Raw genomic sequence first — 16,588 nt, 5'->3', positions numbered from 1 at the left:
GCGAATCCGGCCTCGTGGTCGACCGAAACCGGCGTTTCGGTCGACCACGAGGCCGGATTCGGCGCACCAGAAGTCCGGATTCGCGGTCAGGCGGGGCCCACGACGGCCAGCACCTCGGGCCGCGCGAAGACGTCGGCGGCGACCGCAGCGCACTCCTCCAGGGTGACGGCGTCGATCTTGGCGATGACCTCGTCGATGCCGTAGAGCTGGGAGTGGGTGAGCTCGCCCTTGCCGAGGCGCATCATCCGGGCACCCGAGTCCTCGAGGCCGAGCACCAGGCCGCCGACCAGCTGGCCCTTGCCACGGCGCAGCTCGTCGGCGTCGATGCCGTGGGCGGCGATCTTCGCCAGCTCGTCGCGCACCACGGCCAGGGCCTGGTCGGCTCGGTCGGGCAGGCAGCCGAGCGCGACGCCGACGAGGCCGGAGTCGGAGTAGTGGCTGGCGAAGGAGTAGACCGAGTAGGCGAGGCCACGACGTTCCCGGATCTCCTGGAACAGCCTGCTCGACGTACCGCCACCGAGCGCGGTCGACAGCACGCCGAGCGCGAAGCGGTTGTCGTCGTCACGCGCCGGGCCCTCCGACCCGACGACCAGGTTGACCTGCTCGAAGGGACGCTCGACCCGCGCATGCCCGGGCGAGACCTTCGGGCGGCGTCCGGCGGTGCGGGGCGGCTCGGGGTCGGCCGTGCCGGACAGGAAGTCGTTGCGGGCGAACGCCCTCTGCACGAGTCGTACGACGGTGGCGTGGTCGACAGCACCCGCAGCGGCGATCACCATCGTCGCCGGTGTGTAGTGCCGCCTCCAGAACCGCCGGATGGTGTCGCGTGGCATCTGCTCGATCGACTCGGTCGAGCCCGCGATGGCCCGACCCAGCGGGCTGTCGCTCCCCCACGCCACCTCCGCGAAGAGGTTGTGCACCACGTCGTCGGGGTCGTCGTCGTGCATGGCGATCTCGTCGAGGATGACGTCGCGCTCGGCGTCCACGTCGTGGGTGGTGATCACCGAGTCGGTGATCATGTCGCCGAGCACGTCCACCGCGAGCGGGAGGTCCTCGGCGAGCACCCGCGCGTGGAAGCAGGTGTACTCCTTCGCGGTGAAGGCGTTGAACTCCCCGCCGACCGCGTCGAGGGCGATGGAGATGTCGAGCGCCGACCGCGAGCGGGTGCCCTTGAACAGCACGTGCTCGAGGAAGTGCGACGCACCATGAGTGGTCGGCCGCTCGTCGCGCGAGCCGACGCCGACCCACACGCCGACCGACGCGGACCTGGCCCCGGCCATCTGCTCGGTGATGATCCGCAGCCCCGACGGGAGCGTCGTGCGGCGTACCTGCGAGGTGACCTGGCCGGCGGCGTCGCGCAACGTCTCGAGCGTGCGGGTCGACGCGCGGGCCGCGGGGTGGAAGGCCGACGGCCGGCCAGCGAAGCGCTGGCCGGCCGTCGGGTGGAGCGGAGTGGTCACTCCTCCTCGGAGCCCTCGGTCTCGACAGCCTCGGCCGCCTCGCCCTCGGCGTCCTCGACGACCGGGATCAGCGAGAGCTTGCCGCGGTCGTCGATCTCGGCGATCTCGACCTGGAGCTTCTGACCGACCGACACGACGTCCTCGACGTTGTCGACGCGCTTGCCACCGGCGAGGCCACGCAGCTTGCTGATGTGCAGCAGGCCGTCCTTGCCGGGGAGCAGCGCGACGAACGCGCCGAAGTTGGTCGTCTTCACGACGGTGCCGAGGTAGCGCTCGCCGACCTCGGGCATCGTCGGGTTGGCGATCGCGTTGACCGCCGCGCGGGCGGCCTCGGCGGCCTCGCCGTTGGTCGCACCGATGTAGACCGTGCCGTCGTCCTCGATGGACAGGGTCGCGCCGGTGTCGTCCTGGATCTGGTTGATCACCTTGCCCTTCGGGCCGATGACCTCGCCGATCTTGTCGACGGGGACCTTCACGGTGATGATCCGCGGGGCGTGGACCGACATCTCCTCGGGAGCGTCGATGGCCTCGGCCATGACCTCCAAGATGGAGAGGCGGGCGTCCTTGGCCTGCTTGAGCGCCGCACCGAGGACCTCCGCCGGGATGCCGTCGAGCTTGGTGTCGAGCTGGAGCGCGGTCACGAACTCCTTGGTGCCGGCGACCTTGAAGTCCATGTCACCGAACGCGTCCTCAGCGCCGAGGATGTCGGTCAGCGCGACGTACTCCGTCTTGCCGTCGACCTCACCGGAGATCAGACCCATGGCGATACCGGCGACCGACGCCTTCAGCGGCACACCGGCCTGGAGCAGCGCCAGGGTGGACGCGCAGACCGAGCCCATCGAGGTCGAGCCGTTGGAGCCCATGGCCTCGGAGAGCTGGCGGATCGCGTAGGGGAACTCCTCGCGGCTCGGCAGCACCGGCAGGAGGGCGCGACGCGCGAGCGCGCCGTGGCCGATCTCGCGGCGCTTCGGCGAGCCGACGCGACCGGTCTCGCCGGTGGAGAACGGCGGGAAGATGTACTTGTGCATGTAGCGCCGGTGGGTCTCCGGCGACAGCGTGTCGAGCTGCTGCTCCATCTTCAGCATGTCCAGCGTGGTGACGCCCAGGATCTGGGTCTCGCCACGCTCGAACAGCGACGAGCCGTGCACGCGCGGGATCACGCCGACCTCGGCGTGGAGGGGACGGATGTCGGCGAGGCCACGGCCGTCGATGCGGACCTTGTCGCGCAGGACCTGGGTGCGGATGGCCTTCTTGGTGAGCGCCTTGTACGCCGCACCGATCTCGCCCTCGCGGCCCTCGAACTGGGCACCGATCTTGTCGAGCAGGGCGGCCTTGATCCGGTCACCCTCCTCCTCGCGCTCCTGCTTGGACAGGACCTTCTCGCGCTTGCCGCCGACCGTGTAGAGGTCGTGGACGTCCTGGCCCACCGCGGCCTCGACGGCCTCGTAGACGTCGTCCTGGTAGTCGAGGAAGATCGGGAACTCCTGGACGGGCTTGGCGGCCACGTTCGCGAGCTCGGCCTGCGCCTCGCACAGCTGCTTGATGAAGGGCTTCGCGGCGTCGAGACCACCGGCGACGACCTCCTCGGTCGGCGCACCGGCGCCGGCCTGGATGAGCTCGTACGTCGCCTCGGGCGCCTCGGCCTCGACCATCATGATCGCGACGTCACCGGTCTCGGTGACCCGACCGGCGACGACCATGTCGAAGACGGCCTTCTCGAGCTGGGTGTGGGTCGGGAACGCGACCCACTGGCCGTCGATGAGCGCCACGCGGGTGGCGCCGACCGGGCCGGAGAACGGCAGGCCGGAGAGCTGGGTGGAGAGCGACGCGGCATTGATCGCGAGCACGTCGTACGGCGTGTCCGGATTGAGCGCCATCACGGTGATGACGACCTGGACCTCGTTGCGCAGGCCCTTCTTGAAGGTGGGGCGCAGCGGGCGGTCGATGAGGCGGCAGGCGAGGATCGCGTCCTCGCCCGGGCGACCCTCGGAACGGAAGAACGAGCCGGGGATCTTGCCCGCGGCGTACATCCGCTCCTCGACGTCGATGGTCAGCGGGAAGAAGTCGAAGTGGTCCTTCGGGTGCTTGCCGGCGGTGGTGGCCGACAGGAGCATGGTGTCGTCGTCGAGGTAGGCGCTCACCGAGCCGGCGGCCTGGCGGGCCAGCAGGCCCGTCTCGAACTTGACGGTGCGGGTGCCGAACTTGCCGTTGTCAATCACGGTCTCGACGGCGGAGATCACAGGATCAGTCAAGATGTTCTCTTATTCGTACGTCGTGGAGCACGCTGCCCCACAGGGATTGGACTTGTTGTCGCAGGTCAGCCTATCCAGCGGGCCGACAAAAGCCAGAACGGACGACCGGAAGGTCGTCCGTTCCATGGTATTTCCGTCGCTCGGCGCGTGCGGCTCCAAGGCGCGGGCCCGAAGGCGGCCGTCAAGCGGAGCGGGCCGCCGAGGGCCCGCAACGCCGGAGACGCTCCGCCGAGCGGCGGAAATCAGCGGCGCAGGCCGAGGCGCTCGACAATGGAGCGGTAGCGCTCGATGTCGGTCTTCTTCAGGTAGTTCAGGAGGCGGCGGCGCTGGCCGACCAGGAGGAGCAGGCCACGACGGCTGTGGTGGTCGTGCTTGTGCTGCTTGAGGTGCTCGGTCAGGTGCGAGATGCGGTGGCTGAGCAGCGCGATCTGGACCTCCGGCGAACCGGTGTCACCCTCGGTGGTGGCGTACTCGGCGATGATGCTCGCCTTGGTCGCAGCGTCGGTTCCGACTGCCATGTGGATTCCTTCTTCCGGTTCGTTGCGCGGTGCCCCAGCCTGAATTCCTGGAGCGCTCTCGGTCCGCGGCCGTCTGACGGCGTACGTCGCCCGTGCGGGCAACCGGGAAAGGCTACCAACGCGTGCGGGGCCCGGCCGAATCGACGCCGGACGGCGACCGAGCCGGACGTGACGCGCGCCGCTCGACTTTTTGCGTTAAACCGTTGGCGCACCCAACCAAAGTCCGGGAGAATGCGGTACGTGGCTCCCCACACTCCTGCCGCCCGACGCACGGCCCGGTTCCTGGGCCTGCTCAGCGTGCTCACCTACAACTGGTGGGTCGGCGCGGTCGCGGTGGGTCTGATGCCGAGCCCGGACGGGATGTTCAGCGATCTCGAGGCGACAGGCGTCCCCCATGCGTCCGTCTTCGAGCACCTCGACGTCGCGTCCGGGCTCCTCATCTGCGTGGGCCTCATGGTGCTCGGCCCGCCCGTCGCGAACGACCGCGTGCGGGAGTGGAAGCTGCTCATGGGCTTCGGCATCGCGGGCGTGATCGGCGGGATGTACCCCTACGCGTGCCCCGAGGGCCGCGACGACGCCTGCCGAGCCGCCGAGTGGAGCTTCCAGCTGCCGCTGCACCACTACGTCCACATGGTCTCCGGCATCGCCGAGTTCGGCTTCGCCACCCTGGCGATCGTGCTCATGTGGCGCCGGTTGCACACCGGGGCCGTCCACGTGTGGTCGACGATCGCCTCGGCGCTGGCCATCGGCCTGCTCGTGGGCTACCCGGCACTCGCCCTGTCCTACCTGATCGACCGGTGGGACGCGCCGGTCGAGGCGTTCTTCTTCGTGCTGTTCGCGGGCGTCGTGGCGATGGTGTTCCTCGAGCCGGACGCCGACGAAGTCCCGCAGGGGACCGCGGTGACCACCACGCGGAGCGCCCCGGCCACCTCCTAGACCACCGTGACCGGGTGCTTGACCACCGCGTCGAAGAAGTACCCGTTGGGGTTGTACGCCGCCACGTCGGGCTGCGTGCGGCCCGCCAGGTCGGTCGCCCGGGCCATCAGCGTGTGCGCCCCCGTGGCGGGCCGACGCAGGGTCAGGGACCACTGGGTCCAGCCGAAGCCGCCGTCGCCGACCCCGGCGGGGCGCCCCGCGCCCCGGTGCGGCTCTCCCCTGCCGACGTAGGTGCGCCCGAGATCCGCGTGCCTCCAGGTCGCTCCCCCGTCCACGCTGACCTCGACCGCCGCGATGGGCGCCAGACCGCTCCAGGAGCGCCCGGTGACCGTGACGGACGGCGCCGCGGGGATCCGGGCGTTCCACGGCAGCTCGAAGGCCGATCGGACCGGGTTGACGGTCAGCGGGCCGTCGATGTTGTACCAGGTCGTGCTCCACGGGGAGGCCTGCTCGCTGGTCGACACCTCGAGGGAGCCCAACCACTTGGTCGAGGCGATCCCGATCCAGCCGGGCAGCACCAGGCGCAGCGGGTAGCCGTGGTCGGGCAGCAGCGGCGCCCCGTCGACGCCCCACGCCAGGAGGGCGTCGTCGAGGGCCTTCTCCACGGGGAACGGGCGACGCACCGGGCCGTAGTCGACGCCGCCGGTCACGTAGTGCGGGTCGAGCCCGGTGGACATGACCGAGACGGCGTCAGGCCGAATCCCGACAGCCTGCAGCACGTCGGCCAGCCGCACCCCGTCCCACTGCACCGACGCCACGGCTCCCAGGGTCCACTGGGTGCCGGCCACCGCCTGCCCCTGCTGGGAGGCGAAGAAGCTGCGGCCGTTCCCGGTGCACTCGTGCACCGAGGTGTGCCGGACGTTGGGGAACGACTTGACCTGGTCCAGGGTGAGGCTCACCCCTGCCGGGTCCGCGAGGCCGTCCCCGAAGATCCGCAGCGCGTACGTCGAGGGGTCGATCGTCGGCGTCGAGACGTGGTCGCGCACGAACAGGCGCTCCTGGGTGGTGGCGTACGCCGCGGGGTCTACCGAGTCCCAGCGCATCTCCGCGTTGGTGCCGTAGTCGACGAACCACTCGGCCGGCAAGGGCTTGAGGATCGCGGGCGCGCCGGCGACGGCGCGCTGGGCGAGACCGGGCAGCAGGTCAGCGGCGGAGAGGGCGACCGCACCGCCGAGGGCGGAGCCGAGGAGGGACCGACGGGAGAGACGCATGCCTGCCATGTATCGACACTAATACGATCAACTTTCTCCAGTTGGACACCGGAGCGAGTTCAGCTCACGCCGAGCAGATCCCTCGCGCGCGCGACGTCGTCGGCCATCGCCACGAGCAGGTCGTCGACGGAGTCGAAGCGCACCATCCCCCGCAACCGGTCGGCGAACGCCACCTCGACCTCCCTGCCGTACAGGTCCAGGTCGGTGCGGTCGAGCACGTAGGACTCCACCCGCCGCTCCCGCTCGCCGTCGAAGGTCGGGTTCGTGCCGACCGAGATCGCCGCGGGGTACGCCGTGCCGGCGTCCGGCCCGTCGAGGACGGTCAGCCTGCCGGCGTACACACCGTCGGCGGGGGCCGCGGCGCCGGGACGCAGCGGGACGTTCGCCGTCGGGTAGCCGAGCTCGCGACCGCGCTGGTCGCCCTTGACCACGACGCCGCGGACGCTGAACGGACGACCGAGCGCCTCCGCCGCACCCGTGACGTCGCCGGCCGCCAGACAGGTGCGGACGTACGTCGAGGACCACACCTGCGGCCCACCGTCGAGGGACACCTCGTCGACGACGAAGTCGTGCTCGAGGCCCGCGGCCCGCAGCGCGTTGCAGTCGCCGGCGGCGCGGTTGCCGAAGCGGAAGTTCGCGCCGACCACGACCGCCTTCGCGTGCAGGGCCTCGACGATGATCCGGTCGATGAACTCCTGCGGCGTCCACGCGGCGATCTCGCGGCTGAACGGGATGACGAGCACGTCGTCGACGCCCGCCGCGGCGAGCAGGTCCAGCCGGACCGGCATCGTGGTCAGGGTCGGCGGCGCGTGCTCGGGCCGCAGCACCGCGATCGGGTGCGGGTCGAAGGTGACCGCCACGACCGCGTCGGCACCGACCCGCTCAGCCATCTCCCGCGCTCGTCGTACGACGTGCTGGTGGCCCAGGTGCATGCCGTCGAAGTTGCCGATCGTGACGACCGTGCGGCCCAGGTCGGCCGGCACCTCGCCGAAGTCGCGCCACGCTCGCACGCCGCTCATCCTACGAACACCGCCTCGGGTCGCGCGTGCGACCCGTCCGGTCGGTACAGCGCGAGGAAGGTGCCGTCGGGCGCGAAGACCGCGGTGAGCCCGTCCAGGATGAGCCGGAGGCGCCGCCCGTAGCGGACCTCCTGCTCCTGCTCGGCGTCGAGGTCGACCGAGGGGAAGGCGGCGCGAGCGGCAGCAGCGATGGGCAGCAGCCGGAAGTCCTCGCCGAGGTCGTCGAGGGTGTGCGCCACGTCCAGGCCGTAGGGCCCGACCGCTGTGCGCCGGAGCGCGGTGAGGTGCCCGCCGACCCCGAGCGCCGCGCCGACGTCGCGCGCGATCGCCCGGATGTAGGTGCCCGAGGAGCAACGGACGGAGATGTCGGCGTCCAGGTACCCGTCGGTACGCCGGAGCGCGTGCACCGTGAGCTCGTGGACGGTCACCGGCCGTGCCTGGAGCTCGACGTCCTCACCGTCGCGGACGCGCTGGTAGGCGCGCTTGCCGTCGATCTTGATGGCACTGACGGCGGTCGGCACCTGCTCGATGTCACCGACCTGGGTGGCGAAGGCGGCGCGCACGGTCTCGTCGGTGAGCCCGTCGGTCGCGACCGGCTCGCCGAGCTCACCCTCGGCGTCGTCGGTGGTGCTGGTCCGTCCGAGGCGAACCGTGGCGTCGTACGCCTTCTCGGTGAGCATCAGGTGACCCAGCAGCCGGGTCGCGCGCTCGACCCCGACGACCAGCACCCCGGTGGCCATCGGGTCCAGGGTGCCGGCGTGGCCGACCTTGCGGGTCCCGGCCAGCCGCCGGATCCGCGCCACGACGGTGTGCGAGGTGATCCCGGCGGGCTTGTCGACGATGACCAGCCCGGACTCGGTCACTCGTCCTCGTCCCAGCCCTCGTCCTCGAGGTCCTCGTCCTCGTGCGGCTTCTTGTACGGGTCCTCGCCGGCGGCGTACGCCGCCCCCTCGCGTCGGGCGGCGACCTCGGCGTCGGCGAGCCGCGCCCGCTCGAGCACCTCGTCGAGGTGACGGGCCGTCTCCGGGAGCGCGTCGTGGATGAAGGTCAGCGTGGGCACGATCCGCATGCCGAGCTGCTTGGAGACCTCGGAGCGGATGACGCCCTTGGCCGACTCCAGCGCCTTGGCGGTCTCGGTCTCGTCACTGTCGAGGACGGTGTAGAAGATCGACGCCTGCTGACCGTCGCCGGTGAGCCGGACGTCGGTGATCGTCACGAACCCGAGGCGCGGGTCCTTGATCCGGCGCTCGAGCATCTCGGCGACGACGACCTTGATCCGGTCGGCGATCCTGCGCACGCGCGGGCTACTCATGGTCTGTTCCTATCAGGTGAATCGCCACCGGCGCCCCCTTCAACCGAAGGGAGCGCCAGCGAGCGAGGTTGACCGCCGGGCCGCGAGCGAAGCGAGCTCCGAGCCTCGAGGAGCGTCAGCTCCTGGGGATCTCCTTCATCTCGAAGGCTTCGACGATGTCGCCTTCCTTGATGTCCTGGAAGTTCCGCAGCACCAGACCGCACTCGAAGCCCTCGCGGACCTCGGCGGCGTCGTCCTTCTCCCGCTTGAGCGAGGCCAGGTCGAGGTTGTCGGCGATGACCGCACCGTCGCGGAGCAGGCGCACCTTGGCGTTGCGTCGGATCAGGCCGCTGGTGACCATGCAACCGGCGATGTTGCCGATCTTGCTGGAGCGGAAGATGGCCCGGATCTCGGCCTGACCGAGGGTGACCTCCTCGTACTCCGGCTTGAGCATGCCCTTGAGCGCGGCCTCGATCTCCTCGATCGCCTGGTAGATGACCGAGTAGTACTTGACCTCGACACCTTCCTTGTCGGCGAGCTCGGCGGCCTTGCCCTGCGCACGGACGTTGAAGCCGATGATGATCGCGTCCGAGGCGGCGGCCAGGTTGACGTTGGCCTCGGTGATCGCACCGACACCGCGGTCGATGACCCGCAGCGAGACCTCGTCGCCGACCTCGATCGCCGCGAGGGCGTCCTCGAGGGCCTCGACGGAACCGGACACGTCGCCCTTGAGGATGAGGTTGAGCTCCTGGCTCTCCCCGCTCTCCATGGAGGCCATGAAGTCCTCGAGGGTACGACGGACGCGGCGCTTGGCCTGCAGGGCGGCCCGCTCGCGCGCCTCGCGCTTCTCCGCGATCTGGCGGGCGACACGGTCGTCCTCCACCACGATGAAGTTCTGACCCGCACCGGGCACGGCCGAGAGACCGAGGACCATCGCCGGGCGACCCGGGTCGGCCTCCGCCATCTCCTTGCCGAACTCGTCGAGCATCGCGCGGACCCGGCCGTGGGCCGGACCGGCGACGATCGAGTCGCCGACGCGGAGCGTTCCGCGCTGGACCAGGACCGTGGCGACAGGGCCGCGACCGCGGTCCAGGTGCGCCTCGACGACCAGACCCTGCGCGTCCTGCGTCGGGTTGGCCCGCAGGTCGAGGGACGCGTCGGCGGTGAGCACGACGGCCTCGAGCAGCTTGTCCAGGTTGAGGCCGGCCTTGGCCGAGACGTCGACGAACATCGCGTCGCCGCCGTACTCCTCGGGGATCAGGCCGTACTCGGTGAGCTGACCGCGGACCTTGGTCGGGTCGGCCTCGGGCTTGTCGATCTTGTTGACCGCGACCACGATCGGGACACCGGCGGCCTTGGCGTGGTTGAGCGCCTCGACCGTCTGGGGCATCACGCCGTCGTCCGCCGCGACCACGAGGATCGCGATGTCCGAGGACTGCGAGCCGCGGGCACGCATGGCGGTGAACGCCTCGTGACCCGGGGTGTCGATGAAGGTGATGCGGCGGTCGTTGCCGTCGACCTCGGTGTGCACCTGGTAGGCGCCGATGTGCTGGGTGATGCCACCGGCCTCGCCCGCCACCACGTTCGCGCCACGCAGCGCGTCGAGGAGCTTGGTCTTTCCGTGGTCGACGTGACCCATGACGGTCACGACCGGCGGTCGGACCACCAGGTCGGACTCGTCGCCCTCGTCGGCACCGAACTCCAGGTCGAAGCTCTCGAGCAGCTCGCGGTCCTCGTCCTCCGGGGAGACGATCTCGACGACGTAGTTGAGCTCCTCACCGAGCAGCTCGAGCGTCTCGTCGCCCACCGACTGGGTCGAGGTGACCATCTCGCCGAGGTGGAACAGCATCTGCACCAGCGAGGCGGCGTCCAGACCGATCTTCTCGGCGAAGTCGGTCAGCGAGGAGCCACGGGCCAGACGCACGGTCTCGCCGTTGCCCTTGCGGACGCGCATGCCGCCCAGGGTCGGGGCCTCCATGGCCTCGAACTCCTGGCGACGTGCCCGCTTCGACTTGCGACCACGACGGGCCGGACCACCCGGGCGACCGAAGGCACCCTGGGTCTGACCACGCTGGCCAGGACGGCCACCGCCGCCACCGGGACGACCGGCGAAACCGCCGCCGGGAGCGCCACCGGGACGACCGGGAGCACCGGCACCGGCACCACCGGGACGACCCGGGGCACCCGGGCGACCGGGGCCACCGCCGGGACGACCGGCACCGGGGCCACCGGGGCCACGACGACCGGCGGGACCGGCCGCGAAGGCGGCCGGGGACTTCGGCATCATCGCCGGGTTCGGGCGCGGCATGCCGGGACGGCCACCGCCGGGCGCCGGCGGACGGGGCGGGCGGTTGTCGTCGGCCGGCGCGCCGTCACGCGGAGCCGGAGCGGGCCGACGGCCCATGCCCTGGCTGGACGCGAACGGGTTGTTGCCGGGACGCGGCGTGCCGCCGGGCTTGCCGACCGGACGCGGCGCGGGCGCCTTGGGGGTCGGCGGCTTCGGGGCCGCGCTGCCACCCTCGGGGGCGGCCGGAGCGGCGGGAGCCGCCGGGGCGGCCGGAGCCTGGGCGGCCGGGGCCGCGGGGGCCTCGGGCTCGGGCGCCGGAGCAGCCTTCACGGCGTCGGTCGCTTCGCTCCCCGCCCGCTTCGCGCTGGCCGGGCCCGGACGCGGACCGGGCTTGACCGCCGGAACGGCCGGCGCCGCGGCGGCGGGCTCGGCAGAGGTAGCGGGGGCCTCGGGGGCCGCGGGTGCCTCGGCGGCGGGCGCCGGAGCGGCCGCAGCCTTCTTGGCCGGCGTGGCCTTCTTGGCAGGCTCGGCAGCGGCGCCGCCGTCCTTCTTGGCGAGAAGCTCGGCGCCGTACGCGGCCTCGAACTTCTTCACAGCAGGAAGCTCGACGCTGGAGGACGCCGTCTTGGCGAACTCGCCGATCGCGCTCAGCTTCTCCAGCGCTTCCTTGCTGGTGATGCCGTACGTCTTCGCGAGTTCGGAAACTCGGGTCTTGGCCACAATTCTCCTTTTGGCCCAGACCCGGTGGTGAGTCTTAGACCGTAGATGGGTGAAGCGAGGTGAACATGCTCATCGCGAAGTACTCATCGAGTGCTCATGAGCGGGGTGCTCCCGTTTCTGTCGGACCGGCCCCAGGTCGGGATCCGGTCGTGTCGGTCTGGTGCGAGTCGCGGAGGTACTCCCCCACCGGTGCGCTGGACAGCCCACCCGCAGCCCCGGTGAACCGGAGCGCGCGAGCGAAGGCCTTCCGCCGCACCGCGAGGTCGTAGCACGCGGACGTGGGGTGCAGGTGCGCCCCGCGGCCGGGTGCGGTGGCCTCGGGATCGGGTACGACGACCGGTGTCCCGGTCCTCGGATCCGAGCCGACGGTCACCCGCAACAACTCGCGTTTGGCGGCCCGGACCCGGCATCCGATGCAGGTCCGGACGGGCCCCGTCACCGGGGATTCGTCGGTCCGCGCCGGAGATTGCCTTCGTCGAGCCACCGAGCATCAACCTTACCGTGTCGGGCCAGGAAGACCCGAACCGGGAGGCTCACTCGCCGCTGGGCTCCTCATCGGAGTGGATGTCGATGCGCCACCCGGTCAGCCGGGCGGCGAGACGGGCGTTCTGCCCCTCCTTGCCGATCGCCAGCGACAGCTGGAAGTCCGGTACGACGACGCGGGCCGACCGCGCCTCCTCGTCGACCACGGTCACCGACTGCACCTGCGCCGGCGAGAGGGCGTGCGCGACCAGCTGGCGGGGGTCGTCGGACCAGTCGACGATGTCGATCTTCTCGCCGTGCAGCTCCGACATCACGTTGCGGACCCGCTGGCCCATCGGGCCGATGCAGGCGCCCTTGGCATTGAGTCCGGCGACCGACGTACGGACCGCGATCTTGGTGCGGTGCCCGGCCTCGCGGGCGATCGCCGAGATCTCCACCGAGCCGTCGGCGATCTCGGGCACCTCGAGCGCGAACAGCTTCTTGACCAGGTTCGGGTGGGAGCGCGACAGCGTGACCTGCGGGCCACGCATGCCCTTGCGGACCGACACGACCAGGCACTTGATACGCGTTCCGTGCTTGTACTCCTCGCCAGGGACGCGCTCGCTCACCGGCAGGACCGCCTCGATCTTGCCGAGGTCGACGAGCACGTCGTCGGGGTTGCGCCCCTGCTGGATGATGCCGGAGATGATGTCGCCCTCCTTGCCGGAGAACTCACCGAACCTGACCTCGTCCTCGGCGTCGCGCAGGCGCTGCAGCATGATCTGCTTCGCCGTCATGGCCGCGATCCGGCCGAAGCCCTCGGGGGTGTCGTCGAACTCGCCGATCTCGTTGTCGGCGTTGTCGTACTCGACCGCCATGACCCGCACGTGACCGGTCTTGCGGTCCAGGTCGACCCGCGCCTTCTCGTAGGCACCCGGCGTCTTGTGGTAGGCCGTCAGCAGGGCCTGCTCGATCGCCTCGACGAGGACGTCGAACTTGATCTCCTTCTCCCGCTCCAGGGTCCGGAGGATGTTGAGGTCGATGTCCACGTCACTTCTCCTTGCGGTTGAACTCGATCTGGACGAGCGCCTTGGCGATGTCGCCGTAGGCGATCACCCGCTCGGCACCGTCGACGGTGAGGGTCGCTGCCCCGTCGGCGTCGTCGTCGTACGACGTCGCACGGCCGGTCACGCTCTCACCGTCGGTGAGCGTGACCTTCACGAGGCGGTCCAGGTTGCGGCGCCAGTGCCGCGGCAGGGTCAGCGGGCGGTCGACGCCGCGCGAGGTGACCTCGAGCGTGTACGGCAGCTCGCCCATCACGTCGGACTCGTCGAGGACGGCGTTCAGCGCGCGGGTCGCAGCGGCGACGTCGTCGAGGTCGACGCCGCCGTCCTTGTCGACGGCGATCCGGAGCACCCGGCGCTTCCCGGCCGGCGTCAGCTCGACGGCCTCGACGTCCAGCCCGAGCTCGCCCAGCGGGCCGGACACGAGGGACTCGACCTTCATGGCATCGCTCGACTGCTTGCTCGATCCCATCGGGAGTCTCCCTGTGTCCTGTTGTGTGGCTGGTTGTGGCACCACCCTAGCGCCGACGCACAGCAGGTCCGACTATCCTCGCCCGGTGACCAAGGCCCCGCTGCAGACCCATCGGCGCGCGGCGTTGCGGTCCCTCGCCTGCGCAGCGCTCGCGGTGCCGTTGATCAGCGCCTGCGATGCGACCGACACCACACAGGGCCGCTCGACCGGCGTACGCCCGACGGCCGGTGCGGCCGCCGCCGACGCCGGGCTGGTCGACGTCCTCGCGCAGCACATCGCCGGCCTCCGGGTCGCGGCGACGGCCGTGGCGAAGCGGTCCCCGGGCAGGCGCTCGTGGGCGCTCGACCTTGCCTCCCTGCACCAGCAGCACCTGCGCAAGCTGGGCGCGACCGCCGCCCACGCCGCTCCGTCGTCGGCCCGTACGCCGGCGGCCCTCGCCGCTGCCGAGGGGGTCCTGCGGCAGGCACTGGTCGGTGCGGCCGGACGTGCCGAGAGCGGCGCGCTCGCGCAGGTCCTCGCCTCGATGGCCGCCGCGATCGACCAGCGGCTGGTGAACGCGTGAGCAGCCCCGAGATCGCCGCCCTGCAGGACGTGCTCGCCGGCGAGCACGCCGCCGTCTACGTCCTGGGTGTTCTCGGCGCGCAGACCTCCCAGTCCCAGCAGCCGACGTTGTACGCGCGGCTGACGTCCGCGTTCGTCGTCCACCGGCAGCGCCGCGACGAGCTGATCGCGACCCTGACCGCGCTCGGAGCCGATCCCGTGGCGGCCGAGGTCGCCTACCAGGTCCCGGCCGACCTCTCGACGCCCGCGCGGGTCGAGGCGGCGGCGCTGCGGATCGAGCGCGGCTGCGCGGCGGCGTACGCCTATGCGATCGCCAACACGTCCGGCCCGAACCGGGCCTGGCAGACCACGGCCCTGCTCGACGCCGCGACCCGGGAGATCGGGTTCGGCGGTGCCCCGGAGGTCCTCCCGGGGCTCTGACGCGCGCGACAGGAACCCGCGACGCCGCGTTGCAGGTTCGTGCACTGCAGATATATGAGGATCGATAGTGACCACGTCCGGACGCGCGACGTTGCATGATCTTGCATAAGCGACGGGTGAGCCCCACCTCTCCCCTCGCTGGCGACCTCCCCACAGGGTCGCTGGAGTCCGCGGCCTCGTGCTTCGGGGGACGTCTCGGGAGTTCCTCGGAGTTCGGGGCCGCGGCGGCTTTTGTTGGGCGCGAGCGCGCGCGCAGCCGTCACGTAGGTCCCGCCTCGACATGGCGGCAGGCCTGCGGGTCAGCGCCAGGGCGCGATGAGGCCCGGGATCTCGGCCAGGCTGTGCGCGACCGCGTCCGGCGTCCCCTCGCTGGGGCCCACCTGCTCGGCAGGGATCGTGCTGTGCGGGATGTGGATGGCCCGCATGCCGGCCTGCTGGGCACCCCAGACGTCGTCGTACAACCGGTCGCCGACGTAGACGCAGGCGGCGGGGTCGCTCACCCCGACGGCGTCCATGGCCGCCCGGAAGGCGAGCGGCGACGGCTTCGTCCACGCGATCTCGCTGGTGTACACGTCGCCGTCGATCAGGTCGGCCACGCCGTCGCGGTCGAAGAAGCCCTCGTGCCACGAGCGCGGCCAGATCGTGTTGGACAGCACCCCGACCCTGATCCCCGCGGCGCGCAGGGCCTCCCACATCGGGCGGACCTCGGGATCGGTCTCGGTGTGGGGGACCCAGAAGTCGTAGTAGGCGCCGAGGAGGTCGGGGTCGTGCGGCAGGCCGGCCTCGGTGAACAGGTCACCGATCGTGGCGCTCTGCTGGTGGTCGCGGCTCCGACCCCAGACCACGCTGCCCGCCTGGTGCAGGGCACGGGCATGGGTCGCGGGGTCGCCACCGTGCTCGGCCGCGACGGCCGCGGCGAGGGCGAGCGACTCGGCGTGGAAGTCCACATCGTGCCAACGGGTGAGAGTGCCGCCCCAGTCGAAGATGACCGCCTGCACGCCCGCCCGCTCCGCCATGCGCCGAACCCTATTGCCCACTCCCGACACCCGCACGCGCGAAGGATGTGATCTCCGCGGCCAACCGACCCGGCTGGTCGAGAGCGACGAACGTCTTGGCATCGGGGACCTCGACCAGCCGCGCGTCCGGGAAGTCCGCGGCGAGACGGCGCGCCAGCTCGATCCGGAAGAAGCGGTCCGCCGGCGCCCAGCACAACAGCACGGGACGGTCGAAGCGCGGCAGCCGCGTGGCGACGTCCACGAGGTCGGCGCGGTCCCAACCGCGCGCGAAGGTGGCGACGTCCCGGCGTACCTCCGCGTCGGTCAGGTACGGCGCCACCCAGCGCCACGTCTCCTCGGCGGTGAGCCGGCGCTCCACGAGCCCTCCGAAGCCGGGCAGCCCGGTGCGCAGGCCGGCGACGCGCATGGTCTCCATGAGCGGCCGGGCGATCACGGGGCGCCGTGCGACCCGGAACAGCGCGCCGAAGGGCGCCGGCGGGAACTGGTCGTAGGCGTCGCAGTTGGTGAGCACGAGCCGACCGATGCGCGACGCGTCCTCGTCGAGCAGGAACTGGCACACCGCTCCCCCGGTGTCGTTGCCGACCAGCGTGACGTCGTGGAGGTCGAGAGCCTCGAGGAACGACAGCACCACCCGGGCGACGCCGCGCGGCGAGAGCTCGGCACCGGGACGCATCGCCGTCGTGTGGGACCCGAGCGGCCAGGTCGGCGCGAAGGCTCGGAATCCCTGGTCCGCGAGGCGTTCGGGGACGTCGGACCAGAGCGTGTCATCGACCAGGAAGCCGTGGACGAGCACGACGGCCGGACCGTCGACGGGCCCGAGCTCGCGGTAGTGGACCGTCCCCGCGGGAAGGTCGATGCTGCGGCGCGTCGGTCGTGCTTCCATCATTGCCTCCACTAAAGTT

At 71.3% G+C, this 16,588-nt stretch carries 16 protein-coding genes; 3 read left to right on the top strand and 13 right to left on the bottom strand.

The annotated features are described in order from the left end of the window. Positions 1-86 precede the first annotated feature (86 nt). From ACYVAQ_RS09380 to rpsO, 3 genes are all read right to left on the bottom strand, one after another. A complete protein-coding gene (locus tag ACYVAQ_RS09380) occupies positions 87-1,457 on the bottom strand; it encodes a M16 family metallopeptidase (RefSeq protein ID WP_460788600.1) in 1,371 nt (456 codons plus the stop codon). After that, entirely contained in the window at positions 1,454-3,697 is a 2,244-nt protein-coding gene (locus ACYVAQ_RS09375) for a polyribonucleotide nucleotidyltransferase (RefSeq protein ID WP_460788704.1), read from the bottom strand. The genes ACYVAQ_RS09380 and ACYVAQ_RS09375 overlap by 4 nt, the downstream gene beginning before the upstream one ends. A 254-nt stretch (positions 3,698-3,951) precedes the next feature. Next, a complete protein-coding gene (gene rpsO / locus ACYVAQ_RS09370; protein ID WP_460788597.1) occupies positions 3,952-4,227 on the bottom strand; it encodes a 30S ribosomal protein S15 in 276 nt (91 codons plus the stop codon). A 240-nt stretch (positions 4,228-4,467) separates the two neighbouring features. Here rpsO and ACYVAQ_RS09365 point away from each other — a divergent pair, with 240 nt between their 5' ends. Continuing rightward, the gene (locus tag ACYVAQ_RS09365) at positions 4,468-5,163 is read left to right on the top strand and encodes a DUF998 domain-containing protein (protein WP_460788596.1); all 696 of its coding nucleotides are present in this window, start codon (positions 4,468-4,470) and stop codon (positions 5,161-5,163) included. Here ACYVAQ_RS09365 and ACYVAQ_RS09360 read toward each other — a convergent pair. From ACYVAQ_RS09360 to rimP, 8 genes are all read right to left on the bottom strand, one after another. After that, positions 5,160-6,383: a molybdopterin-dependent oxidoreductase gene (locus ACYVAQ_RS09360; protein WP_460788594.1), complete on the bottom strand. Its 1,224-nt coding sequence runs from the start codon at positions 6,381-6,383 to the stop codon at positions 5,160-5,162. The genes ACYVAQ_RS09365 and ACYVAQ_RS09360 overlap by 4 nt on opposite strands. Positions 6,384-6,433: 50 nt before the next feature. Then, positions 6,434-7,384 carry a bifunctional riboflavin kinase/FAD synthetase gene (locus ACYVAQ_RS09355; RefSeq protein WP_460788591.1) on the bottom strand — a complete coding sequence of 317 codons (951 nt, stop codon included), beginning with the start codon at positions 7,382-7,384 and terminating at the stop codon, positions 6,434-6,436. A 5-nt stretch (positions 7,385-7,389) separates the two neighbouring features. Then, positions 7,390-8,256: a tRNA pseudouridine(55) synthase TruB gene (gene truB, locus ACYVAQ_RS09350; protein ID WP_460788590.1), complete on the bottom strand. Its 867-nt coding sequence runs from the start codon at positions 8,254-8,256 to the stop codon at positions 7,390-7,392. After that, on the bottom strand, positions 8,253-8,705 hold the full coding sequence (rbfA, locus tag ACYVAQ_RS09345) for a 30S ribosome-binding factor RbfA (protein WP_460788588.1): 453 nt from the start codon (positions 8,703-8,705) through the stop codon (positions 8,253-8,255). Before rbfA ends, truB begins: the two co-directional genes overlap by 4 nt. A gap of 115 nt (positions 8,706-8,820) precedes the next feature. Then, complete coding sequence (gene infB / locus ACYVAQ_RS09340) at positions 8,821-11,691, bottom strand: translation initiation factor IF-2 (RefSeq protein WP_460788586.1); 2,871 nt, start codon at positions 11,689-11,691, stop codon at positions 8,821-8,823. Positions 11,692-11,785: 94 nt separating this feature from the next. Further along, positions 11,786-12,130 (bottom strand): YlxR family protein, encoded by a 345-nt coding sequence (locus ACYVAQ_RS09335; protein ID WP_460788584.1) that lies wholly within the window; start codon positions 12,128-12,130, stop codon positions 11,786-11,788. Between the two features lie 94 nt (positions 12,131-12,224). Beyond that, on the bottom strand, positions 12,225-13,202 hold the full coding sequence (nusA, locus tag ACYVAQ_RS09330; RefSeq protein ID WP_460788582.1) for a transcription termination factor NusA: 978 nt from the start codon (positions 13,200-13,202) through the stop codon (positions 12,225-12,227). Position 13,203: 1 nt separating this feature from the next. Next, the gene (rimP, locus tag ACYVAQ_RS09325; protein ID WP_460788580.1) at positions 13,204-13,689 is read right to left on the bottom strand and encodes a ribosome maturation factor RimP; all 486 of its coding nucleotides are present in this window, start codon (positions 13,687-13,689) and stop codon (positions 13,204-13,206) included. An 85-nt stretch (positions 13,690-13,774) separates the two neighbouring features. On the opposite strand from rimP, the gene ACYVAQ_RS09320 reads away from it, so the two are divergent. Both ACYVAQ_RS09320 and ACYVAQ_RS09315 read left to right on the top strand, forming a co-directional pair. Continuing rightward, the gene (locus ACYVAQ_RS09320; RefSeq protein WP_460788577.1) at positions 13,775-14,251 is read left to right on the top strand and encodes a hypothetical protein; all 477 of its coding nucleotides are present in this window, start codon (positions 13,775-13,777) and stop codon (positions 14,249-14,251) included. After that, positions 14,248-14,670: a ferritin-like domain-containing protein gene (locus ACYVAQ_RS09315; protein WP_460788575.1), complete on the top strand. Its 423-nt coding sequence runs from the start codon at positions 14,248-14,250 to the stop codon at positions 14,668-14,670. The genes ACYVAQ_RS09320 and ACYVAQ_RS09315 overlap by 4 nt, the downstream gene beginning before the upstream one ends. 299 nt (positions 14,671-14,969) lie before the next feature. Here the strand turns inward: ACYVAQ_RS09315 and ACYVAQ_RS09310 are convergent, their stop codons facing one another. Together ACYVAQ_RS09310 and ACYVAQ_RS09305 are read right to left on the bottom strand one after the other, a co-directional pair. Further along, positions 14,970-15,686: an HAD family hydrolase gene (locus tag ACYVAQ_RS09310; RefSeq protein WP_460788573.1), complete on the bottom strand. Its 717-nt coding sequence runs from the start codon at positions 15,684-15,686 to the stop codon at positions 14,970-14,972. 10 nt (positions 15,687-15,696) lie between these two features. Continuing rightward, positions 15,697-16,569 carry an alpha/beta fold hydrolase gene (locus ACYVAQ_RS09305; protein ID WP_460788571.1) on the bottom strand — a complete coding sequence of 291 codons (873 nt, stop codon included), beginning with the start codon at positions 16,567-16,569 and terminating at the stop codon, positions 15,697-15,699. Positions 16,570-16,588: the final 19 nt, after the last annotated feature.

The sequence above is a fragment of the Nocardioides maradonensis genome (assembly GCF_054777115.1).
The sequence above is the reverse complement of the archived record's forward strand: the minus strand, read 5'-3'. Positions and strand labels throughout refer to the sequence as shown.

Excerpts from the sequence above, each read along its gene's own strand:
- rpsO (WP_460788597.1), bottom strand. The coding sequence starts at position 4,227 with ATGGCAGTCGGAACCGACGCTGCGACCAAGGCGAGCATCATCGCCGAG.
- ACYVAQ_RS09360 (WP_460788594.1), bottom strand. The coding sequence starts at position 6,383 with ATGGCAGGCATGCGTCTCTCCCGTCGGTCCCTCCTCGGCTCCGCCCTC.
- rbfA (WP_460788588.1), bottom strand. The coding sequence starts at position 8,705 with ATGAGTAGCCCGCGCGTGCGCAGGATCGCCGACCGGATCAAGGTCGTC.
- rimP (WP_460788580.1), bottom strand. The coding sequence starts at position 13,689 with ATGGGATCGAGCAAGCAGTCGAGCGATGCCATGAAGGTCGAGTCCCTC.
- ACYVAQ_RS09310 (WP_460788573.1), bottom strand. The coding sequence starts at position 15,686 with ATGGCGGAGCGGGCGGGCGTGCAGGCGGTCATCTTCGACTGGGGCGGC.
- ACYVAQ_RS09305 (WP_460788571.1), bottom strand. The coding sequence starts at position 16,569 with ATGGAAGCACGACCGACGCGCCGCAGCATCGACCTTCCCGCGGGGACG.